Origin of the sequence: Cupriavidus necator (assembly GCF_013141915.1) — a bacterium.
Taxonomy (GTDB): Bacteria; Pseudomonadota; Gammaproteobacteria; order Burkholderiales; family Burkholderiaceae; genus Cupriavidus; species Cupriavidus necator_B.
The window spans coordinates 188,382-209,061 of record NZ_SROX01000007.1; the positions used below are offsets into that span (position 1 = coordinate 188,382).

Annotated in this window: 18 protein-coding genes; 11 read left to right on the forward strand and 7 right to left on the reverse strand. The window is 67.7% G+C overall.

From position 1 onward, the window contains the following. Window positions 1-166 precede the first annotated feature (166 nt). The 8 genes from E5S69_RS15510 to E5S69_RS15545 all read left to right on the forward strand — a co-directional run bounded on the left by E5S69_RS15510 (window position 167) and on the right by E5S69_RS15545 (window position 9,971). The gene (locus E5S69_RS15510) at window positions 167-937 is read left to right on the forward strand and encodes a GntR family transcriptional regulator (RefSeq protein WP_171515531.1); all 771 of its coding nucleotides are present in this window, start codon (window positions 167-169) and stop codon (window positions 935-937) included. A 158-nt stretch (window positions 938-1,095) separates the two neighbouring features. Continuing rightward, on the forward strand, window positions 1,096-2,496 hold the full coding sequence (locus E5S69_RS15515) for an alginate export family protein (protein WP_236901351.1): 1,401 nt from the start codon (window positions 1,096-1,098) through the stop codon (window positions 2,494-2,496). Between the two features lie 258 nt (window positions 2,497-2,754). Beyond that, window positions 2,755-4,917 carry a TonB-dependent siderophore receptor gene (locus tag E5S69_RS15520; RefSeq protein WP_171515533.1) on the forward strand — a complete coding sequence of 721 codons (2,163 nt, stop codon included), beginning with the start codon at window positions 2,755-2,757 and terminating at the stop codon, window positions 4,915-4,917. Between the two features lie 269 nt (window positions 4,918-5,186). Continuing rightward, the gene (locus E5S69_RS15525) at window positions 5,187-6,710 is read left to right on the forward strand and encodes an NCS1 family nucleobase:cation symporter-1 (protein ID WP_171515534.1); all 1,524 of its coding nucleotides are present in this window, start codon (window positions 5,187-5,189) and stop codon (window positions 6,708-6,710) included. A 55-nt stretch (window positions 6,711-6,765) separates the two neighbouring features. Further along, complete coding sequence (locus E5S69_RS15530; RefSeq protein ID WP_171515535.1) at window positions 6,766-7,500, forward strand: aspartate/glutamate racemase family protein; 735 nt, start codon at window positions 6,766-6,768, stop codon at window positions 7,498-7,500. Window positions 7,501-7,538: 38 nt separating this feature from the next. Continuing rightward, a complete protein-coding gene (gene puuE, locus E5S69_RS15535; protein ID WP_171515656.1) occupies window positions 7,539-8,528 on the forward strand; it encodes an allantoinase PuuE in 990 nt (329 codons plus the stop codon). Window positions 8,529-8,617: 89 nt separating this feature from the next. Further along, window positions 8,618-9,436, forward strand: coding sequence for a GntR family transcriptional regulator (locus E5S69_RS15540; protein WP_171515536.1), 819 nt, complete (start codon window positions 8,618-8,620; stop codon window positions 9,434-9,436). Between the two features lie 115 nt (window positions 9,437-9,551). Beyond that, window positions 9,552-9,971, forward strand: a complete 420-nt coding sequence (locus tag E5S69_RS15545; RefSeq protein ID WP_171515537.1) for a cupin domain-containing protein — start codon at window positions 9,552-9,554, stop codon at window positions 9,969-9,971. A gap of 26 nt (window positions 9,972-9,997) precedes the next feature. On the opposite strand, the gene E5S69_RS15550 is transcribed toward E5S69_RS15545, so the two are convergent. From E5S69_RS15550 to E5S69_RS15570, 5 genes are all read right to left on the reverse strand, one after another. Continuing rightward, window positions 9,998-10,378: a DUF427 domain-containing protein gene (locus tag E5S69_RS15550; RefSeq protein ID WP_171515538.1), complete on the reverse strand. Its 381-nt coding sequence runs from the start codon at window positions 10,376-10,378 to the stop codon at window positions 9,998-10,000. A gap of 94 nt (window positions 10,379-10,472) precedes the next feature. Beyond that, window positions 10,473-10,997, reverse strand: a complete 525-nt coding sequence (locus E5S69_RS15555) for a gamma carbonic anhydrase family protein (protein WP_171515539.1) — start codon at window positions 10,995-10,997, stop codon at window positions 10,473-10,475. Window positions 10,998-11,090: 93 nt separating this feature from the next. After that, window positions 11,091-12,080 (reverse strand): tripartite tricarboxylate transporter substrate binding protein, encoded by a 990-nt coding sequence (locus tag E5S69_RS15560; protein WP_171515540.1) that lies wholly within the window; start codon window positions 12,078-12,080, stop codon window positions 11,091-11,093. A gap of 78 nt (window positions 12,081-12,158) precedes the next feature. Beyond that, entirely contained in the window at window positions 12,159-13,316 is a 1,158-nt protein-coding gene (locus E5S69_RS15565; RefSeq protein ID WP_171515541.1) for a CaiB/BaiF CoA transferase family protein, read from the reverse strand. An 8-nt stretch (window positions 13,317-13,324) separates the two neighbouring features. Next, window positions 13,325-14,272 (reverse strand): hydroxymethylglutaryl-CoA lyase, encoded by a 948-nt coding sequence (locus E5S69_RS15570; RefSeq protein WP_171515542.1) that lies wholly within the window; start codon window positions 14,270-14,272, stop codon window positions 13,325-13,327. Between the two features lie 219 nt (window positions 14,273-14,491). Here E5S69_RS15570 and E5S69_RS15575 point away from each other — a divergent pair, with 219 nt between their 5' ends. Both E5S69_RS15575 and E5S69_RS15580 read left to right on the forward strand, forming a co-directional pair. Further along, window positions 14,492-15,448 (forward strand): LysR family transcriptional regulator, encoded by a 957-nt coding sequence (locus E5S69_RS15575; RefSeq protein WP_171515543.1) that lies wholly within the window; start codon window positions 14,492-14,494, stop codon window positions 15,446-15,448. 177 nt (window positions 15,449-15,625) lie between these two features. Next, window positions 15,626-16,318, forward strand: coding sequence for an SDR family NAD(P)-dependent oxidoreductase (locus tag E5S69_RS15580; protein ID WP_171515544.1), 693 nt, complete (start codon window positions 15,626-15,628; stop codon window positions 16,316-16,318). Here E5S69_RS15580 and E5S69_RS15585 read toward each other — a convergent pair. Further along, window positions 16,305-17,303 carry a LysR family transcriptional regulator gene (locus E5S69_RS15585; RefSeq protein ID WP_236901352.1) on the reverse strand — a complete coding sequence of 333 codons (999 nt, stop codon included), beginning with the start codon at window positions 17,301-17,303 and terminating at the stop codon, window positions 16,305-16,307. The genes E5S69_RS15580 and E5S69_RS15585 overlap by 14 nt on opposite strands. Window positions 17,304-17,400: 97 nt before the next feature. Between E5S69_RS15585 and E5S69_RS15590 the strand changes: the two genes are divergently transcribed. Further along, window positions 17,401-18,078 carry a type 1 glutamine amidotransferase domain-containing protein gene (locus tag E5S69_RS15590; protein ID WP_171515545.1) on the forward strand — a complete coding sequence of 226 codons (678 nt, stop codon included), beginning with the start codon at window positions 17,401-17,403 and terminating at the stop codon, window positions 18,076-18,078. 154 nt (window positions 18,079-18,232) lie between these two features. Here the strand turns inward: E5S69_RS15590 and E5S69_RS15595 are convergent, their stop codons facing one another. Continuing rightward, window positions 18,233-20,659, reverse strand: coding sequence for a penicillin acylase family protein (locus E5S69_RS15595; RefSeq protein ID WP_171515546.1), 2,427 nt, complete (start codon window positions 20,657-20,659; stop codon window positions 18,233-18,235). Between the last annotated feature and the right edge of the window lie 21 nt (window positions 20,660-20,680).

Below are 20,680 nucleotides of genomic sequence, written 5' to 3' on the forward strand. Positions count from 1 at the left end.
GTTCATCTCCGGATAGCAAGGCGGGGCGATGCCGACGCGCACCAGCCGCCGCCGCGATGGAACGAACTATAGGACTTTGTTCGAATATTCTAATATTAGGAGAAACCCTGCCAGCTGGGCTATACTTCGGCGAAGCCATCATCGGAACGCAGTGCCTACGCAGCCCATGGAAAACGACACCGTTGCCTACCCCTCTTCGCTGGCGAGCACGCCGCCGCGCCACCTGGACCTGGCCCGCACGCTGATGCAGGAGATCGTCAACGGGCGGCCGCGCATCGGCGAGTTGCTGCCTACCGAGGCGGAGTTGTGCGAGCAATGGAGCCTGAGCCGCTACGCCGTGCGCCAGGCGATCCAGAAACTGTCAGACCTGGGCATGGTGAGCCGCCAGGCCGGTGTGGGCACCCGGGTGATTGCGGACCGGCCGCGCGAACGCTACATGCAGGTCATGGATTCGCCGGCCGACCTGGTTGGCTATGCCAAAGGCACCACGCTGCGTACCACCTCGTGTACGCGCATCCGGGCGGACGCGGAGCAGGCAGTCCTGCTGCGCAGCGACGTGGGCGCGGAGTGGCTGCACATTGCCGGAGTCCGCTACGGCGCCGATGCCGAGCGCGAACCCATTGCGCTGGTCGACATCTATGTCAGCCACGCCTTCAGCCAGTTGCCCGAACTGGGCGAAGTGCTGAGCGTTCCCGTCTATACGATGATCGAGCGCCAATATGGCATCAAGGTGACCCGCGTCGAGCAGGAATTCCAGGGCGTGCTGATCAATGAAGCGCAAGCCGGGCGCCTGCACGTCGAAGACAATGCCGCGGGGCTGCGCATCGTGCGCACGTATTTCCTGCGCGACCAGGTCATCGCCGTGACCACCGGCGTGCATCCGGCAAGCCGCTTCAGCTACTCGATGACCTATCAGCTGACGCAGGACGTGCGCTAGCGGCCAAAGCGCAAGCCGACCGCCGCCGCAACGTGGTGTAGCAGACGAGCGCGGGTTGTGTTGCCAGACCGCACGGCCTATGTTGGCTTGACGAAGGCGGTGCGCGTAGCGATGCGCAAGCCGGCCTGCCTGCAATGTCGACTACGCCGCAGCAGCCATTGGCTCCTATCCGCGCACTTGCGCTCGCCTTGCTCGCCGTATCGGGCGCCGCGCTGGCCCAGGCACCGGCCGGCGCGCCTGCCTACAAGTCCCTCCGCTACGAGGAAGACTACCGCTACCTGCAAGGCCCCGGCGCCGACGCGACGCGCCGCGATGCCTGGGATCCCGTCAAGTACATTGGGCTTGGCCCGCCCAATGCCTTCCTGAGCCTGGGCGGCGAGATCCGCGAACGCTTCGAGAACTATTCGGCAGCGAACTTCGGCACGCCGGGCCGCGAGGCAGACGGCTATCTGCTGCATCGCATCCTGCTGCATGCCGACCTGCATGCCGGCGAGCGCCTGCGCGCCTTCGTCCAGCTCGGCAATCAGCTCGCAGCCGGCAAGGACGTCGCGGTGCCGCCGTACGAAGACCGGCTGGACCTGCAGCAAGCGTTCATCGACGCGCGTCTGCCGCTGTCTGGCACGGCTTCGGCCGATCCCAACCTTCGCATCGGGCGTCAAGAGATGGCGTTTGGTTCGCAGCGGCTGGTGTCGGTGCGCGACGCCCCCAACGTACGGCGCGCGTTCGATGGCGTGCGCCTCGGCGGCAATGCCGACGACACCCGCATCGATGCTTTCGCCACCCGGCCGGTGCTGCTCCAGGCCGGCAACTTCGACGACCATGCCAATCATGCGCAAGGCTTCTGGGGCGTCTATACGACCCTTCCGCGCAGCATCGTGCCGGCATCCGGCCTGGATCTCTATTACCTGGGCTTCGAGAACAGCCGCGCGCTGTACAGCATCGGCGCGGGCGTGGAGCGCCGCCATTCCATGGGCTGGCGCATCTTCGGCAGCCACGGCCGCTGGGATTGGGACTGGGAAGCGCTGGCGCAGTTCGGCAGCTTCGGCCGGCAAGACCTGCGGGCCTGGGGTGTCTCGACCGACACCGGCTACGCCTTCGCCGTTGCCGCGTGGCAGGCACGGGCAGGCCTAAAAGCCACCGTTGGCAGCGGCGACAAGGACCCAGGCGACGGGCGGCTCGGCACCTACGGGGGGCTGTTTCCCAAGCTGGCCTACTTCAACCAGGCCGGCCTGCTTGGCACCGCCAACGTGATGGACCTGCAGCCCTCGCTGACACTGCGGCCGACGGCAACGCTGCGGCTGACGGTGTCGTGGGACTTTATCTGGCGCCAGACCACCGGCGACGCGGTCTATACCGCAACCTCCGTCCCGATCGCCGGCACCGCGGGCCGGCCCGGGCGCTACACGGGCAGCCAACTCGCCTTCGACGTGTTCTGGCAAGTGGACCGCCATGTCGCTGTCAACGCCGGGCTGGTGCACGTGGAGGTGGCGCCGGTGCTGCGCACGGCGGGCGGGCGCAATACCAACTTCACCTATCTCGCGGCGGCGTACACGTTCTGACGCGAAGGCCCGCTCACGGCAGCGGCGGCTTGGGCAGGCGCGTCTCGCCCGTCGCCCAGCGCGCTGCGCGCGCAGCAACCGGGTAGCGATTGCATCGGGACCAGCGCCCTCAGCCGTTGCTTCCACCCCCAAATCCTGACCTCCCGCCTTGACGCCACAGCTCACTCATGGGCATCATTCGGTATTTTCCTAAATGCGAATTATTCGCATTTGTATTGACATTTACATACAGGCCTGCCTGTTTTCTGCTGTTCCATCATGAGCCGCCATGTCCTTCGCGCCGCGCCCGCGCGCGCACCCAAACCCCGCCATCTCGCCGTGCTGGCGCAACTTGCCGTGCTCGCCGGCTTTCCGGCGACGGCCGCGCTGGCGCAGCAAAGCCCCGCGCCGGCCGATGCGGCGTCGCTGCCGGCGGTAACCGTCAGCGCCGCGGCGGTGGACGACTCCGGCCTGCAGCTTGAGAAAAAGGCCAGCACCGGCGCGCTCGGCTCACGCACGCAACTGGACACGCCTTACTCCACCACCATCGTCACCGGCGAAGACCTCGCCGAGCGCCAGGTGGCCAAGCTCGGCGATGTGTTCACCATGGACGCGTCGGTCAGCGACAACGGCAACGGCTACAACAGCTGGTCCAGCTACCTGAGCGTGCGCGGCCTGCAGATCGACTGGCAGAACGGCTTCAAGATCAACGGCCTGCCGTTCGTGGCGTATGGCATCACGCTGCCGTACGAACACATGGAGCAGGTTGAGCTGCTCAAGGGCCTGCCTGGCTTCATGTACGGCTTCGCCACGCCGGGCGGCATCGTCAACTACGTCACCAAGAAGCCGACCGATACCTTCACCGCGTCGTTCGAGCTGGGCTATCGCGCCGCCAATGTCTGGAGCGAACACGTCGACCTGGGCGGGCGCGCCGGCCCGGACAACATGTTCGGCTACCGCCTGAACGTGACGCACGAGGAAGGCACGCCCTACAATGCCCGCAACATCCGGCGCGACAGCGTGTCGCTGGGGCTGGACGCGCGCCTGACCAAGGACCTGACCTGGACCTTCGATTCGATCTACCAGGACCGCCGCGCCACCGGACAGATGCCGTCGTTCAGCCTGTGGAGCTACGGCGATACCGCATTGCCGAACGCGGTATCGGGGCGCATCCGCAACTTCGCCGGCACCGACCAGCACCTGAACACCAACCTGCAGCTGTACAGCACCGGCCTGCGCTACCAGATCAATCCGGACTGGGCGGTCAGCACCAGCTACAGCTTCACCAAGGTCAATCGCAGCCGCAACGAAAGCACCTACAACCTGCTGAACCAGGCCGGCGACTACGCCGACCAGCGCTACGACACCGCGCAAAACCAGCAGGTGGGGCAATGGCAGGCGATGCTGGAAGGCAAGTTCCGCACCGGGCCGTTCGGCCACCAGCTGGTGGCCGGCCTGTCGTGGCAGCAACAGATCGACCGCTATGACAACAACGGTTTCGGCGCGCTCATCGGCACCGGCAATATCTTCGCGCCCAACCCCAACACCTATTACAGCTCGACCGCCTTCAACAAGGTCCGCAACAGCGACATCACGCAGAAGTCGGTGTTCGCCAGCGATACCGTGCAACTGAGCCAGCGCTGGTCGGTGCTGGCCGGCCTGCGCGTGACCAACTTCGAGCAGAACGGCTATGTGCCGGTGACCTCCAGCTACAGCAAGAACGGCGTGGTCACGCCGACGCTGGCGCTGATGTTCAAGCCGGTGCCCGCGGCCACGGTCTATGCCAGCTATGTCGAGGCGCTGGAACCGGGATCGATCGTGCCGGACGGCTACACCAACGCGCGCCAGCTGCTCAGCCCGATCCGCAGCAAGCAGTATGAAATCGGCGTCAAGGCCGACCAGGCCGCATGGAGCGCCACCGCGGCCGCCTTCCGCATCGAACGCGGCGCCGAGTACGACAGCATCAACGGCGGCGTGCCGACGCGCCAGCAGGATGGCACCTCGATCTACCAGGGCCTGGAACTGGCCGGCGTGTACCGCCTGGGCTCGCAATGGGAGTTCGGCGCCAGCGCGATGTATCTCGATTCTTACTACGACAAGGGCGTGGCCAACAGCGGCAACCGCGTTGCCGGCGCGCCGGGCTTCATCATGGCGGGCCGCGTCAGCTACCGCGTGCCGTTCGTGCCGGGCCTGCGCCTTGGCGTCGATGGCAAATACACCGGCAGCACCAAGCTGAACGCCGGCAATACGCTCGACGCCGGCGGCTACACGGTGTTCAACCTCGGCGCCAGCTACAGCACACGCGTCGCCGGCAAGGACCTGACCCTGCGCGCCGCGCTGAACAACGTGACCAACAAGCGCTACTGGGGTTTCCAGTACGAAAACTACATCCAGCCCGCGGATCCGCGCAGCATCAGCCTGACGGCGAAAATTGCCTACTGACGTCCGCCGCCGTCCGCCGCGCCCGCAGAACCCCGCTCTCCGGAGCGGGGTTTTTTTTTTCGTCCGCCGCGGGCGCAGTTGCAGCCGCTGCGACTTCAGGGAAAACGAATGTTGACAATCAAGAATCCGTGATCTACAACATCGTCTACATCATTCAGCTATTTTGTAGACAATTTAGTAGACACATCAACTTCCCTTGGCGCACGCCAAAGAGCCCGAACGGCCGCACGTCGCCTATCGTCAAGACAACCATCTGCCAGGAGACTCAGATGATGCAAAGCACCGCAACCGCAGCCGATGCAGCGCCGGCGCAGGCGGGGCATGCCACCCACGGCAATGCCCTGATCAAGCCCAGCTATGACGAACGCCTGACCAATGAGGACCTGGCGCCGCTGCGCAAGCAGACCTGGGGCACCTACAACATCTTTGCGTTCTGGATGTCGGACGTGCACAGCGTTGGGGGCTATATCACCGCGGGCAGCCTGTTCGCGCTGGGGCTGACCAGCTGGCAGGTGCTGGTGTCGCTGCTGGTCGGGATCGTGATCGTGCAGTTTTTCTGCAACCTCGTGGCCAAGCCGAGCCAGGTGACCGGCACCCCTTATCCGGTGATCTGCCGAGCCTCGTTCGGCGTGCTCGGCGCCAATATCCCGGCCATCATCCGCGGGCTGATCGCGGTGGCGTGGTACGGCATCCAGACCTACCTGGCGTCGAGCGCCTTCCTGGTGCTGGCCCTGCACTTCTTCCCCGCGCTGGCGCCGTATGCCGACGTCAGGCTGCATGGCTTTGCCGGCCTGTCCACGCTCGGCTGGGGCGCGTTCATGGTGCTGTGGGTGCTGCAGGCGCTGGTGTTCTGGACCGGCATGGAGACCATCCGCAAGTTCATCGACTGGGCCGGCCCGGCGGTGTACGTGGTGATGATCGCGCTGGCGATCTGGCTGGTGAACAAGGCCGGCTGGGACAACGTCAACTTCACGCTGAGCTTCGTCAAGTACACCGGCTGGGAAGCGGTGCCGGTGATGCTGAGCGCGATCGCGCTGGTGGTGTCCTACTTCTCCGGCCCGATGCTGAACTTCGGTGACTTCTCGCGCTATGCCAAGGATTTCAAGGCGGTCAGGCGCGGCAACTTCTGGGGCCTGCCGGTCAACTTCCTGGGTTTCTCGCTGCTGACCGTGATCACCACCTCGGCCACGCTGCCGGTGTTCGGCAAGCTGATCACCGATCCAGTGGAAACGGTGAGCCATATCGACAGCACCTTCGCCATGCTGCTGGGCGCGTTTACCTTCATGACGGCGACCATCGGCATCAATATCGTCGCCAACTTCGTCTCGCCCGCGTTCGACTTCTCCAACGTGTCGCCCCGGCACATCAGCTGGCGCACTGGCGGCATGATCGCCGCGGTGGCGTCGATCTTCATCACGCCGTGGAATCTGTACAACAACCCGGCGGTAATCCACTACACGCTGGACGTGCTGGGCGCCTTCATCGGCCCGCTGTTCGGCATCCTGATTGCCGACTACTACCTGGTGCGGCGCCAGCACGTGGAAGTCGACGACCTGTACACGCTGAACCCGCGTGGCCGCTACTGGTACCGCAACGGCTTCAACCCGGCCGCGGTGGCCACCATGATTCCCGCGGCCATCATCCCGATCCTGTGCGTGGTGGTGCCGGCCTGGCAGGCGGCGGCCAACTACAGCTGGTTTATCGGCATGGGCATTGCGTTGGTGCTGTACCGCCAACTGGCACCGCGCATGATGCCGGGCCACTGGGCCGGCCGTGCGGCCAGCCAAGCCTGATCCCTACCCCATATCACCACTGCACGATTTCGACGCATCCAGCAGAGCCGCATCCATGAAGCTGAAAATCATCAACCCCAATACCACCCAGAGCATGACCGACAAGATCGGGCAGTGCGCCGCCGCCGTGGCGGCCCCCGGCACGCGCATCAGCGCGGTCAGCCCGCGCATGGGACCGGCTTCGATCGAAAGCCACTATGACGAAGCCCTGTCGGTGCCCGGCATCCTCGACGAGATCCTGGCCGGCGAGCAGGAAGGCGTGGACGGCTATGTCATCGCCTGCTTTGGCGACCCCGGCCTGTACGCCGCGCGCGAAGTGGCGCGCGGGCCGGTGATCGGCATCGCCGAGGCCGCTATGCACATGGCCAGCGTGGTCGGCAGCAGCTTCAGCGTGGTGACCACGCTGGCGCGCACCTGCAATATCGCCTGGCACCTGGCTGAGCGCTACGGCATGAAGCGCTTCTGCAGCAACGTGCGCGCCTGCGACCTGCCGGTGCTGGAGCTGGAGCGCCCCGGCTCGGACGCGCGCCGCGTCATCACCGAGGCCTGCCGCCAGGCACTGGCAGAAGACCGCAGCGACTGCATCGTGCTGGGCTGCGCCGGCATGACCGACCTGTGCGACGAGATCGCCGACGCCATCGGCGCGCCCGTGATCGACGGCGTGTCGTGCGCAGTCAAGCTGGCCGAGGCGCTGGTCTCGGTGCGCCTGGGCACCAGCAAGCGCGGCGACTGGGCACGGCCGCTGCCCAAAGCCTATGCGGGCATGCTGGCCCCTTATGCATTGAACTGAACCGTATGACATCCCGCTCCCTCTTCGCTTCCACCACCATGCTCCAGTCCCGCTATCCCCGCGATCTGATCGGTTACGGCGCCCGCCCGCCGCACGCCCGCTGGCCGGGCGGCGCGCGCGTGGCGCTACAGTTCGTCCTCAACTACGAAGAAGGCGGCGAGAACTGCGTGCTGCACGGCGACGCCGCCTCCGAGCAGTTCCTCTCCGAGATCGTCGGCGCCGCGGCCTACCCCGACCGCCACATGAGCATGGAGGGCATCTACGAATACGGCTCGCGCGCCGGCGTCTGGCGCCTCCTGCGCGAGTTCGAGAAGCGCGGCCTGCCGCTGACCATCTTCGGCGTGTCGATGGCGCTGCAGCGCCATCCGGAGCTGACGCGCGCCTTCGTCGAGCTCGGCCACGAGATCGCCTGCCACGGCTGGCGCTGGATCCACTACCAGAACATCGACGAAGCCACCGAGCGCGAGCACATGCGCATCGGCATGCAGATCATCCAGGAGCTCACCGGCGAGCTGCCGCTGGGCTGGTACACCGGCCGCGACAGCCCCAACACGCGCCGCCTGGTGGTCGAGCACGGCGGCTTGCTGTATGACTCCGACTACTACGGCGACGACCTGCCGTTCTGGACCGAAGTGGAAGTCACCGGCGGCGAGAAGAAGCCGCACCTGGTGGTGCCGTACACGCTCGACTCCAACGACATGCGCTTTGCCACGCCGCAGGGCTTCAATACCGGCGAACAGTTCTTCCAGTACCTGAAGGATGCGTTCGACGTCTTGTATGACGAAGGCGACCCGGCCGGCCAGGACAGCCCCAAGATGCTGTCGATCGGCATGCATTGCCGCCTGCTGGGCCGGCCCGGCCGCTTCCGCGCGCTGCAGCGCTTTCTGGATTACGTGCAGGGGCACGACAAAGTGTGGATCTGCCGGCGTGTCGACATCGCCCGGCACTGGGCGCAGGCCCATCCGTTCGAAGCCGCGGGCGCCGCCGCCGGGGCGCGCGCGGCCTGCGAGGAAACCGCGCCGGCCTGACCAGCGGGCGCTCTGTCGCCATAGTTGTGTACGATATAGCTGTATTTCGTCGCCAGTTCCGGCGACAGGCAGACTGTCCGTACCCTGATATGGCAACCACATCGAAAAAGGCGGCGCCCGGCGCTGCCGCGAAAGCCCCGCGCCGCGCCGCCGCCAAGGCCAACCCGAAAACCCCGCAGAAAGCCGCGGCCAATGCCGCCCCGAACGACGAGGCAGGCGCGGAAGGCGCCGTCGGCGAGGCGTCGGCCACCGAGGCGATCTACCTGAGCCTGCTCTACGCGATCATGGAACACCGCCTGCTGGCGGGCACCAAGCTGGTCGAGGAACGGCTGTGCGAAGTCACCGGCGCCAGCCGCGCGCGCATCCGCCAGGTCTTTGCGCGCCTGGCGCACGAGAAGCTGGTCACGTTGGTGCCCAACCGCGGCGCCTTTGTCTCGAGCCCCAGCGTGGACGAGGCGCGCGAAGTGTTCCAGGCGCGCCGCGTGGTCGAGCCCGCGCTGGCCGCCGAACTGGCGCAACGCGCCACGCCCGCCAAGGTGCGCAGCCTGCGCCGCCATGCCATGGAAGAAGACAACGCGCGCGCCCGCGGCGACCGCGCGGCGATGATCCGCCTGTCGGGCGAGTTCCATATCCTGCTGGCGGAAATGGCCGGCAATGCCATCCTGGAAAAGCTGATCCGCGAGATGGTGTCGCTCACCTGCCTGATCATCACGCTGTACGACCGCCCCGGCGCCCCCGCGTGCGCCGAGCACGAGCACCGGCAGCTGATCGACGCCATCGAGCAGCGCGATGCCGCGCGGGCCAGCGCGCTGATGGCGGAACACCTGGAACACATCGAAGGGTCGCTCGACCTGAGCCTGCCGGACAGCGGCACGCCGGACTTCTACAGCATCTTCAGCAAGGGCTGAAACCGTCCCCGCCAGGCCCCGGACCGGGATTGCACTCCGCGTCCGGCAGCCTAGACTGGCTGCATGACAATGCCGCGCGCCACGCGCCGCAGAGAGTTCCACAGGGAGGTCCATCATGGCAACCACCGAGGAGTCCGCCAGCGCCGGGCGCGCACCGCTGGCATTCGAGCGGCTCTATGCGGATGCCGCCGGCGAATCCCATTTCGCCCCGCTTGCCATTGCCATCACCGAGCGCCTGTTCGCGCCGCCCGCACGCGCGTTCTGGGTGTCGCCGCTGGAGGAAGCCGCGCGCCAGGGCTTCCTGGTTGTGCCAGCCGGCTGGGTCGGCGCCCTGCACCCCTCGCCGTTGCGCATGTGGATCTTCGTGCTGGGCGGCGCGATGGAATTCGAGGCAAGCGATGGCGAACGCCGGGCGCTACCGACCGGCAGTGCCCTGCTGCTCGAAGACACTACTGGCAAGGGCCATGCCAGCAAGGTGGTCGGCGCCACCGACGCCACGCTGGCGGTCGTGCAATTGCCGATGCCCGCGCGCTGACTTAGGCCCTGCCACGGCGCGTTCCCTCACGGCCCGGCGATCTCGATGCTGTCGACGCGGTCCGGATAGAACGCAAGGTGCGTGCCGATCGCGGCGACGGCCGCATACGGCGCCTCATAGCTCCACACCGCATTGCGCGAACGCTCGCCGCCGGCCGGAATGGAGAAGTAACTGCAGTCACCCTTGTACGGGCAGTAGGTGGCGTGATCGCTGGGCGCCAGCTGCGCCATGTCGACATCGGCGCGCGGGATGTACTGCACCGCCGCGTAGCCGGCTTCCTGCAAGGTCAGCGCCGCGGTACTGTCGGCGACAACGCGCCCCGCCACCCTGACCACCACGCGGCCCGGTGTCGGCGTGATGGCGATGGGATGGTCGGGGCCGGGAATCCTGACGGGCTTGCCTGGCATTGTCGTGCTCCTGCATGGCGGGATGCAGGCCATTCTAGGCGCTTGCCGGCCAACCTGCCGGCGGTCACGCTGACCAGACCGCGGCGATGGCGGCTCAGCCGATCCTTTCCAGCGCCGTGCGATAACGCGCGGCGCGGCGGACGTAGTCCTCTGCGTTGGCGCGCAAGTTCTTCACTTCCTCATCGGTCAGCTCGCGCACGGCCTTGGCGGGCGAACCCAGGATCAGCGAGCGCGGCGGGAATTGCTTGCCCTCGGTTACCAGCGCACCGGCGGCGACCAGCGATTCGGCGCCGATGGAAGCGTGGTTCAGGATCACGGCCTGGATGCCGATCAGCGCGCCGTCGCCCACGGTGCAGCCGTGCAGCATGGCCTGGTGCCCCACGGTCACGCCGGCGCCGAGCGCGAGCGGGCAGCCGGGGTCGGTATGCAGCACGGCGCCTTCCTGGATATTGCTGCCGGCGCCGACGGTCACCGGCTCGTTGTCGGCGCGGATCACGGCACCGGGCCAGACCGACACGTGCTCGGCCAGTTCCGCGCGGCCGATGATGGTGGCTTCGGCCGCGACAAAGGCGCTGCCGGCAATAGCGGGCGCGAGCTCGCCAAGCTTGTAGAGAGTCATGATAGGTAAGGTGAGGAAAAAGGCCGCCACCGCGCCCGCCCTGGATAAGGCACGGGCCACGCCGGCAGCGGGGAAGCAGCGAACCCTGCGAGCTTATTCGACCTTGACGTTGGCCTTCTTCACCAGCGCGGCGTAGCGCGCGGCTTCGCTGCGGAAGAACGCGGCGGCGGCCTCAGGCGTGCCGGGCTCGATCACCGTGCCCTGCTTTTTCATCGTTTCCAGCACTTCGGGTGACGTGAAGGCCTTGGCAAAGGCGTCGTGCACGCGCCTGACTTCCGGCGCCGGCATGCCGGCGGGCCCGATGACGGCAAACCAGCCCGCCACGTTGTAGCCCGGCAAACCCTGCTCGGCGATGGTGGCAATCTCCGGCGCGGCGGCAGTGCGCTTGTCGCCGCACAGGCCGATCGCGCGCAGCGTGCCCGCCTTCAGGTGCGGCGCCACCGCGTTGAGCGCGACCACGCCCATTTCCACCTGCCCGGCAAGCAGGTCGTTGATCATCGGGCCGGTGCCCTTGTATGGCACATGGCGTGCGGTCACGCCCGCCTCGTCGAGGAACATCTCGCCGGCCAGGTGGATGATGGTGCCGTTGCCCGACGATGCATAGTTGTAGGCATCGGGCCTGGCCTTGAGCAGCGCCACCAGCTCTTTCACGTTTTTCGCCGGCACTTTGGCATTGACCACCAGCACCAGCGGGGTGGTGCCAAGCACGCTGATCGGCGTTATATCCTTGATCGCGTCGAACGGCATGGCGCGGAACACGCTGGGATTGATCACGTGATTGTTCGATACCAGCCCCAGCGTGCTGCCGTCGGGCTGCGCCTTGACCACGGCCGCGGCACCGGTGATGCCGCCGGCGCCGGGCAGGTTTTCGATCACCACCGGCTGGCCGAAGGCCTTGCCCAGCGCCGGACCCGCGGCGCGCGCGATGGTGTCGACGCCGGAACCGGCGCTGATTGGCAGGATCAGGCGCACGGGCTTGCCCGAGCCGCTCTGTGCAAGCGCTTCGAAGCCGGGGCTGGCGAGTGCCGCGGCAAGGGTGGCGGAAAGTGCCAGCGCGGACTTGAGCAGGGTGCGACGTTGCATGCGTTGTCTCCGTATCGTTATCGTAGGGCGAGGTCCGCGTTCCGTGCTGCGGTGACGCGGCTTTCCCGCCGAGGCACTTCAGCGGCGGCCGTTGCCCAGCTGCCCCAGGATCTCTTCGTTGTGCTCGCCGGCCTTGGGCAGCGGGCTGCGCACGCCGGGGCGGCGCCCGCCCATCAGCAGCGGCAGCAACACCGTGGGCGTGGTCGAGCCGTCGTCCGCCTGCATCGGCACCAGTCCGCCACTGGCAAGCAGGTGCGGATCGTCGAGCAGCTGGTCCGGACGCATGATCGGCGCATAGGGAATGCCCGCTGCTTCGAGCTTGGGCGCGAGTTCCGCGCAACGATGGTGGCGCAGGATCGCCCCCAGTTCTGCCAGCAGTTGCGGCCGCACCGCGACGCGCGAGGTGTTGCTGGCGTACTCCGGCTTGTCGATCAGCTCCGGGTGCTCCAGCACCCGGCACAGCGTGACGAACTGCTTGTCGCTGACCGCGCCGATAAACAGTTGCTCGTCCTGCGCCAGCGTGAACACGTCATAGACGCTCCACGCCGACACGCGCGACGGCATCGGCGGCGGCGCCTCGCCGGTCATCGCGTACTGCTGCATATGCTGCGAGGCCAGGAACACGCAGTTCTCGAACAACGCGCTCTGGATTTCCTGCCCCGTGCCCGTGCGGTCGCGCTCGCGCAGCGCGGCCAGCACGCCGATCGCGCCGAACATGCCGCCCATGATGTCGTTGACCGAGGTACCGGCGCGCAGCGGCCGTCCGCTGGGGCCGGTCATGTAGGACAGGCCGCCCATCATCTGCACCACTTCGTCCAGTGCCAACCGGTGCTCGTACGGGCCGGGCAGGAAGCCCTTGTGCGACACATAGATCAGGTGCGGGTAATCGCGCGACAGCGTGGCGTAGTCCAGCCCCAGCTTCTGCATCAGGCCGGGACGGAAGTTCTCCAGCAGGATGTCGCTCTGGCCCGCCAGTTCGGCCGCGGCGGCTCGGCCCTCGTCGGTGGTGATGTCGAGCACCACGCTCTTCTTGTTGCGGTTGAAGGCGCGGAAGAAGCCGATGCCCAGGCCCGGCAGGTTGCGCGTCTTGTCGCCGCCAGGCGGCTCGACCTTGATCACCTCGGCGCCGAGGTCGGCCAGGATCATGCCGCAGGTGGGGCCCATCACCATGTGCGTGAATTCGACCACGCGCACGCCGGCGAGCGGCAGGGTATTGCTGTTGCTGTCTTGGGGCATGTTCTTCCTCAGGCAGTGGCCGCGGCGCGCGGGGCCGCGAAAGTCTTGGGCAGGCCGGCGCGCCACAGCGTACCGTGCAGGGTTTCGTCGCGCAGCCAGCCGGCCACGTCTTCACGCAGCGCCAGCAGGCGTTCGATATCGATGCCGGTATCGATGCCCATGCTGCCGAGCAGATAGGCAAGGTCTTCGGTGGCGACGTTGCCGCTGGCGCCGGGCGCATGCGGGCAGCCGCCGATGCCGGCCAGGCAGGCGTCGAAGCGGGTCACGCCGGCTTCGAGCGCGGCATAGACATTGGCCAGCCCAAGTCCGCGCGTGTCGTGGAAATGGCCGCACCAGAAGCGCTCGCCGGCGATGGCGATGGCGCGCGCAAACAGCTCGCGCACCATGGCCGGATCGGCATAGCCGACGGTGTCGGCCAGGCTGACGCGGTCGGCGCCGGCATCGAGCAGCGCCTGCATCAGCCGCAGCACTTCGTCGGCATCGACATGGCCTTGCAGCGTGCAGCCGAATGCCGTGCCGACGCCGCCTTCGATCAGCGTGCTGGCGCCACTGGCATCGCGCGCGGCACGGATGCGCGCCACTTCGGCAACGACTTCATCGGGCGTCTTGCGCAGGTTGGCCAGGCTGTGCGCATGGCTGGCGGACAGCGGCACGATCATCAGGTCGGCGCCGCTCTCCAGCGCATCCTGCGCGCCGCGCAGGTTGGGCACCAGCACCGACGTGAACAGGCCGGGCAGCGTGCGCGCAAACGCGACCAGTTCGGCGGTATCGGCCAGTTGTGGCAACAGGCGCGCGGGGACGAACGAACCGACTTCCAGTTCGCGCAGTCCGGCGGCATGCGCGCCGCGGATCCACGCCAGCTTGCTGGCGGTGGGCAGGATGCTGCGCAGGCTTTGCAGGCCGTCGCGCAAACCGACTTCGCGGATCACGGCCTGGCTGGGGAAGGAGTGGGGCATGGTTCTCGTGGGGCTGGGGCAAAGCGTCCCCGGGCGGGGGCGACGAAAGAACTGTATGGGTTTCTGCAGCCAAGCTGAAGCGATGGTTTACGCATCCAGACATGCCGGAATGGAAAGCCATCCCATGCGTCCGGAAAACGCTACGGGATTTCCCGGATGCGATGTCATGACGTCCTCAACGCGCGTAGCATTCCAATCCGGAAACACCGCGCCCCTTCCATGCGAGATCTCGACCTCACTACGTTGCGCCTGTTCGTTGCCGTCTGCGAAACCCGCAACATGGCACGTGCCGGCGAGCAGGAACACATCGTCGCCTCCGCCATCAGCAAGCGCCTGGCGCAACTGGAGGAAACCGTCGGCGCCACGCTGCTGGAGCGCCGCCGCCGCGGCGTCATCCCCACGCCCGCGGGAGAACTGGTGCTGGCGCATGCGCGCACGATGCTCGCCGCCGCCGATCGCGTCACGCGCGACCTCGCCGATTACGGCACCGGCGTGCGCGGTCAGGTGCGGTTGCTCGCCACGGTATCGACGATGGCGGAATCGCTGCCCGATGACATCGCCGCCTTCATGCAACTGCCCGGGCACCGCGACGTGCGCGTGACCATCGAAGAAAGCCTGAGCAGCGAAGTGGTGCGCGCGCTGCGCGACGGCACCGCGCCGCTGGGCATCTGCTGGGATGCGGCCGACCTGGAGGGCTTCCAGACCCGCCCCTACCGCGCCGACCACCTCGCCGCGGTGGTCTACCCCGGGCACCCGCTGGCGCAGGCGGACACCTGCCTGTTCGAAGACACGCTGGACTACGACCAGATCGCCATGCCGGCGCAGACCGCGGTGCAGATCATGCTGACCCGCTATGCCGCGATCCTGGGCCGCCGCCTGGCGCATCGCGCGGTGGTGTCGACCTTCGACGCCGCGCTGCGCTGCGTGCGCGCGGAACTCGGCATCGTCATCATCCCGGCCGAGATCGCCTCGCTCGTCGCCACGGCCTTCGGCCTGCGCGTCGTCCCGCTGCGCAACGACTGGGCGCGGCGGCGCTTTGCGATCTGCTGCCGCGATTTCTCGTTACTGTCGCCGGCGGCACAGTTGCTGGTGCGGTTCCTGGAGGACGCCGCGGCGAAGGAAGCGACGGCATCGGGCGTTGTACCCGCGCAGGGCCCGGCACGGCGCAAACGGTAGACGCCGCGCGCAACTTCCTGTGCGTTTCGAGGGTTACCCCGAGGCGTTTTCGCAAGCATATGTTGCATGCCGTTGCGTAGACTGGCTCGCGTTTTTCGCTCCGGCCACGTTGGTGGGAAAACGGCCGGCCGAAGCTGATCACGACAATACGCGCCGCGACGGCGCAGGAGCACGCAAATGCACTTCAAAGGCAAAAACGTACTGGTCACCGGCGCACGCGGCAACCTCGGGGGCGCGGTCGCACACGCCTTTGCGCAGGCGGGCGCGCGCGTGGTGCTGCTGGACCGCCATGCCGCACCGCTGCCGCAAGCCGGCAGCGGCCACCTGGCGCTGCAGGCCGACCTGCTCGATGCGGACAGCCTGGGCAAGGCCATCGGCACGGCCGTGCAGGCATGCGGGCGCATCGACGTGGTATGCAACCTGGCCGGCGGCTTTGCCATGGGCACGGGCATCCACGAGACCAGCGCGGGCGACTGGAACCGTTTGTTCGACATGAACGTGGGCACGGTGCTGAACATGGCACGCGCGGTGGTGCCGCACATGCTGGCCGCCGGTGGTGGCGCCATCGTCAACGTGGGCGCGAATTCGGCGGCGCGCGGGCTGGCGCAGATGGGCGCCTACTGCGCATCGAAGGACGCGCTGGCGCGGGTCACCGAATCGATGTCGGCCGAACTGCGCGACCAGGGCATCCGCGTCAACGCGGTGCTGCCCAGCATCCTCGACACCCCCGAGAACCGCCAGGCCATGCCGGACGCCGATACCTCGCGCTGGGTCGGCCTGGACGCACTGGCCGATGTGATCCTGTTCCTCGCCTCCGACGCCGCGCGCGCGGTGCAGGGCGCGCTGGTGCCGGTGGTCAACCGCGCCTGAGCGCTGGCCGGGCCGGCTTGCGTGCAGCGGGGCTGCGCCGCGGCTGCGGCTGCGGCTGCAACGAGCCGGCCACTTCCTGGATCTGCTGGCGCAGCCACCGCCGCAGCCGGTCGGCGTCGGTGCGCGCATGCCAGATCTGCATCATCTCCACCCTGGGCAAGGCGAACGGCACCTGCAGCAGCAACAGGTCCGGATCGCGCGCGACCGCCTCTTGCGCCACCGACCGCAGGCAGGTCAGCAGCAAGGCCGTGCCGCGCACCAGCCGGCTCGGCGCCAGGAAGCTCGACAGCCCCGCCACTACCTTGCGCTGGCGCCCCTGCGCCGCCAGCGCGCGGTCGACCACGCCGTTGAGGTCGCCGGTCAGCGTCGTCAGCAGGTGCTCGCAGGCAAGGAATGCCTCCAGATCGAGCCCCCGCGCCAGGTGCGGGTTGGACTTCGATGCCAGCACGACGAAGTCTTCGCTGCACAGGCGCTGCTGGTGGAAGGTATCCGGCAGGTCTTCGTAGAAGCCCGCGATCGCCAGGTCGCAGGTGCCCTTCTCCAGTTCTTCGCGCGGCAGCTCGCCGCGGGTGTTGTGCGTGACCACGACCAGTCCGGGTGCATCGCGCCGCAGCCGCGGCAGCAGCGCCGGCAGCAGCAGCTGCTCCATGTAGTCGGTGGTGTAGAGATGGACGGCCTCGCTGCGCGCCAGGAAGTCGCGGCCATCGCAGGCATCGTAGAAGGCATCGAGTTCGGCCACCAGCCGCTGCACCTGCGGTGCCAGCTCGTGCGCACGCGGCGTGGGCGTCAGCCCGCGCGGCGCGCGCACGAACAGCGGGTCGCCCAGTTCGTCGCGCAGCCGGTTCAGCTTGTGGCTCAGCGCCGGCTGGCTCAGCGCCATGCGCGCCGCCGCGCGCGACGCGTTGCCTTCCTGGTAGAGCACATGGAAGACATAGAGCAGGTTCAGGTCCTTGCCGGCGATATTCATTTTTTGGATGGCAGACATCGAAGATTCGAAGTTTTCGAATCATAGCCAGCTGCGTAGGATGTTGCCAATGCCGGGGCGTGCCCGGCCGACCGTGAATGCAAACCGGAGAACGAACATGAAAATCCTGATGGTGCTGACCTCGCACGACCAGCTTGGCAATACGGGCAAGAAGACCGGCTTCTGGCTGGAGGAATTCGCGGCGCCGTACTACGTCTTCAGGGACGCGGGCGCCGACATCACGCTGGCTTCGCCAAAAGGCGGCCAGCCGCCGATCGACCCCAAGAGCGACGATCCGGATGCACAGACCGACGCGACCCGCCGCTTCCGCACCGATGCCGCCGCGCAACAGGCGCTGGCCGGCACGCTGACACTGGACCAGGTGAAGGCCGAGGACTTCGACGCCGTGTTCTATCCCGGCGGCCATGGGCCACTGTGGGACCTGGCGGAAGACAAGCGGTCGATCGCGCTGATCGAGCGGTTTGACCGGCTCGGCAAGCCGGTTGGCGCCGTGTGCCATGCGCCGGGGGTGCTGCGGCATGTCAAGGGCGCCGACGGACAGCCGCTGGTGAAGGGGAAGGAAGTCACGGGCTTTACCAACAGCGAGGAAGCGGCGGTGCAATTGACCGAGGTGGTGCCGTTCCTGGTGGAGGATGTGCTGAAGGCCAGTGGCGGCCGGTTTACGCGCGGCGATGACTGGGCCAGCCACGTGGCGGTGGCCGGACGGCTGGTGACGGGGCAGAATCCGGCGTCGTCAGAAGCGGGGGCGGAGGCGGTATTGGGGTTGTTGAAGTAAGACACACAGCGTTCAACCCGCTGCCGGTTTGCTCCCCTCTCCCGCGCGCGGGAGAGGGGCCGGGGGAGAGGGCGGGCGCCGGCAATAAGCGACGGTCTTCACTTCGTTGATACTCCCGCCCTCTCCCGCAAGCGGGATTTGGGGCGCTGGAGGCCTACTGCGGCACCAGCTCCACCCGCTCCCGGCTCGCCTTCTCCACCGCCTTGCGCGTATAGACCAGCGGGAAATACTCCCCCTTGGCCCACAGCGGCGCCAGGTCGCGGTAATGCGGGCTGGCGGGATTGCCCGACTGCCCCGGCGTGTTGATCACGCGCGAGGCGTCCCAGTTGCCGACGTCCAGCACCATGCGGAACGACGCGCCCGCGGTCAGGCGGAAATCGTTGTTGCGATAGCTGGTGTTCATCGGGGTGAAGGCCGAGCCGCCGATCGGACCGGCGTTGACGTTGAACTGCTGGCGTTCCGCGTCGCTCAGGATCGGGTCCATCGGATGCGTGAACACGGCGGTGTGCAGCTTGCCCCATTGCCAGCCGCGCGGGTCCGGCCCGAGCTTGCCTTCCACCTCCGCCAGCGCGGCCTTCAGCGATTCGAGCATGACCGCATTGCGGCGTTCCACCGGCATCCAGGGTCCCGGCTGCTCCAGTACCGCCACCACGCGCGCGGCATCGCCGGCGCCGACCAGGCGCGCGGCCTCGGGCGGCAGCGCGGCGCGCACCACCGCCTGGCGCAGGTATTTGCTGAACCAGACCTCGAACAGCGCCGCGGCGGCGCTGTCGGCGCGCTCGTTGCCATTCCAGCCGCGCAGCAGGTCCAGGCCGCGGGCCAGCTGCGGGTCGTCGCTGCGCAGATCCTGCAGCAGCGCCACCACGCGCTGGGCCGGCAGCGACACGGTGTCGTTCTGCCACGCCATCGAATCCTGCACCGAGCTGCGCGGATTGGCGCCGACCACCGCCTTGAGCCGGCGCGCGCGCGAGTTGTCGCTCCACTCGTAGCCCACGCCCAGCTTCGCCGCCGAGTGCTCGGGCGGGATGTTGTTTTCGTTGGCGGTGACGATATAGCCCGGCGCGGGGTTATAGGCCCACGGCAGTTCGTCCATGTTGCGGTAGCCGGCCCATTCATAGCGACCGTCGCCGGCCACCGGCGTCAGGCCGTCCCAGTTGGGACGCTTGACGGTCAGCCCGCCCGGGATCCAGCCGATATTGCCGCTGGTGTCGGCGTAGACCTGGTTCTCGCCGGGCGCGCCCCAGCGGTTCATGGCAGCGCGGAACTGGTCCCTGTTGCGCGCGCGCATGTAGTCCATCGAACCGAAGTACGGCGCCATGCCGTAGTCCAGCCACGCGGCGCGCAGCGCCCACGCGCGACCGCCGTCGGCCGCCAGCACCGGGCCGTGCCGGGTGAAGTCGAGCGTCACCTTGCGCGGCACGGGCTCGCCCTTTACCGCGATCTCTTCGGTGATGGTCTCCATCGGCTCCCAGCGGCCCTTGTACTTGTACTCGCGCGGGTTGGCCGGGTTCAGCTCGTAGCCGTACAGGTCTTCCTGGTCCATGTAGAAGCGCGTCAGCCCAAAGGCGATGGTGCCGTTGTGCCCGATCGAGATGCCCGGCAGGAACGGTTCGCCGGCGCCGATCACCGACATCCCCGGCGCGTTCAGGTGGCTGATGTAGCGCAGGCTGGGCGCGCCGTGCGAGCGGTGCGGGTCGTTGGCCAGGATCGGGCGGCCGGTGGTGGTGCGCTTGCCGCCGATGACCCAGTTGTTCGAGCCCAGGCTGCGGCCGGTATCACTGTTGGCATCCACCAGCGCGTACAACTGGTCCAGCGGCAGGCTGGCGGCCTTCGCGTCGCTCCACGCCTCTTTCGGGAAGCGCGCCGCGGCGGTGGCCAGCTCATAGGCGCGGCGCAGTTCGGCCGCGGGCACGGTGCAGGGGTCGACGCCGGGGTTGAGCCGGGGTTCGATCTGCGGATCGAGCTCGCGGCGCAGCCAGTCGGCGCGCGCCGCATGGGTCTTGGCCTCGCAGTAGAGGCGGGCGCGATCGATCTCGCCGGTGAAGTTCAGGGTCAGGCCATGGTGGCGGATGCGCACGATGTCCTCCGCCTGCCAGCGCGCCGGCTTGTAGTTGAGCTTGCGGAACTCGGGCGGCAGCAACTCGGGCTTCTGCTCGGTCAGTGCCACATAGGCGTTCACCCCCGCGACAAAGGCCTCGGCCACGCGCTTGGCGTCGCTGCCGTAGGCCAGCCATTCGCGGTACAGGTCGCCGCGGAACAGCACCGCGCGCGCCATGCGGTCGCCATCGACGTAGGCCGGGCCGAAGTCGCGCGCCATCTCGCCAAGCCCGCGCTTGCGCCACAGGTCGATCTGCCACAGGCGGTCGCGCGCGGCCATGAAGCCCTGCGCATAGAAGGCGTCGTAGAGCGTGCCGGCATAGATATGCGGCACGCCCCAGCGGTCGACCAGCACGCTGGCGGGTTTTTCCAGGCCGGGTACGGCAAAGGTGTCGTGGCGGGCAGGGACTTCGGCCATCGCGGCCGGAACGGTGGTGGCGAGCAGGGCCAGCGCGGCGGCCAGCCGGCGGGGGGTGCGTAACATCAGGTCTCCTCGGTGTTGTGA

What these genes read in the sequence shown, in the direction of transcription:
- E5S69_RS15510 (WP_171515531.1), top strand. Translation starts at nt 167, where the DNA reads ATGGAAAACGACACCGTTGCCTACCCCTCTTCGCTGGCGAGCACGCCG.
- E5S69_RS15520 (WP_171515533.1), top strand. Translation starts at nt 2,755, where the DNA reads ATGAGCCGCCATGTCCTTCGCGCCGCGCCCGCGCGCGCACCCAAACCC.
- E5S69_RS15525 (WP_171515534.1), top strand. Translation starts at nt 5,187, where the DNA reads ATGATGCAAAGCACCGCAACCGCAGCCGATGCAGCGCCGGCGCAGGCG.
- E5S69_RS15530 (WP_171515535.1), top strand. Translation starts at nt 6,766, where the DNA reads ATGAAGCTGAAAATCATCAACCCCAATACCACCCAGAGCATGACCGAC.
- puuE (WP_171515656.1), top strand. Translation starts at nt 7,539, where the DNA reads ATGCTCCAGTCCCGCTATCCCCGCGATCTGATCGGTTACGGCGCCCGC.
- E5S69_RS15540 (WP_171515536.1), top strand. Translation starts at nt 8,618, where the DNA reads ATGGCAACCACATCGAAAAAGGCGGCGCCCGGCGCTGCCGCGAAAGCC.
- E5S69_RS15545 (WP_171515537.1), top strand. Translation starts at nt 9,552, where the DNA reads ATGGCAACCACCGAGGAGTCCGCCAGCGCCGGGCGCGCACCGCTGGCA.
- E5S69_RS15550 (WP_171515538.1), bottom strand. Translation starts at nt 10,378, where the DNA reads ATGCCAGGCAAGCCCGTCAGGATTCCCGGCCCCGACCATCCCATCGCC.
- E5S69_RS15555 (WP_171515539.1), bottom strand. Translation starts at nt 10,997, where the DNA reads ATGACTCTCTACAAGCTTGGCGAGCTCGCGCCCGCTATTGCCGGCAGC.
- E5S69_RS15560 (WP_171515540.1), bottom strand. Translation starts at nt 12,080, where the DNA reads ATGCAACGTCGCACCCTGCTCAAGTCCGCGCTGGCACTTTCCGCCACC.
- E5S69_RS15565 (WP_171515541.1), bottom strand. Translation starts at nt 13,316, where the DNA reads ATGCCCCAAGACAGCAACAGCAATACCCTGCCGCTCGCCGGCGTGCGC.
- E5S69_RS15570 (WP_171515542.1), bottom strand. Translation starts at nt 14,272, where the DNA reads ATGCCCCACTCCTTCCCCAGCCAGGCCGTGATCCGCGAAGTCGGTTTG.
- E5S69_RS15575 (WP_171515543.1), top strand. Translation starts at nt 14,492, where the DNA reads ATGCGAGATCTCGACCTCACTACGTTGCGCCTGTTCGTTGCCGTCTGC.
- E5S69_RS15580 (WP_171515544.1), top strand. Translation starts at nt 15,626, where the DNA reads ATGCACTTCAAAGGCAAAAACGTACTGGTCACCGGCGCACGCGGCAAC.
- E5S69_RS15585 (WP_236901352.1), bottom strand. Translation starts at nt 17,303, where the DNA reads ATGTCTGCCATCCAAAAAATGAATATCGCCGGCAAGGACCTGAACCTG.
- E5S69_RS15590 (WP_171515545.1), top strand. Translation starts at nt 17,401, where the DNA reads ATGAAAATCCTGATGGTGCTGACCTCGCACGACCAGCTTGGCAATACG.
- E5S69_RS15595 (WP_171515546.1), bottom strand. Translation starts at nt 20,659, where the DNA reads ATGTTACGCACCCCCCGCCGGCTGGCCGCCGCGCTGGCCCTGCTCGCC.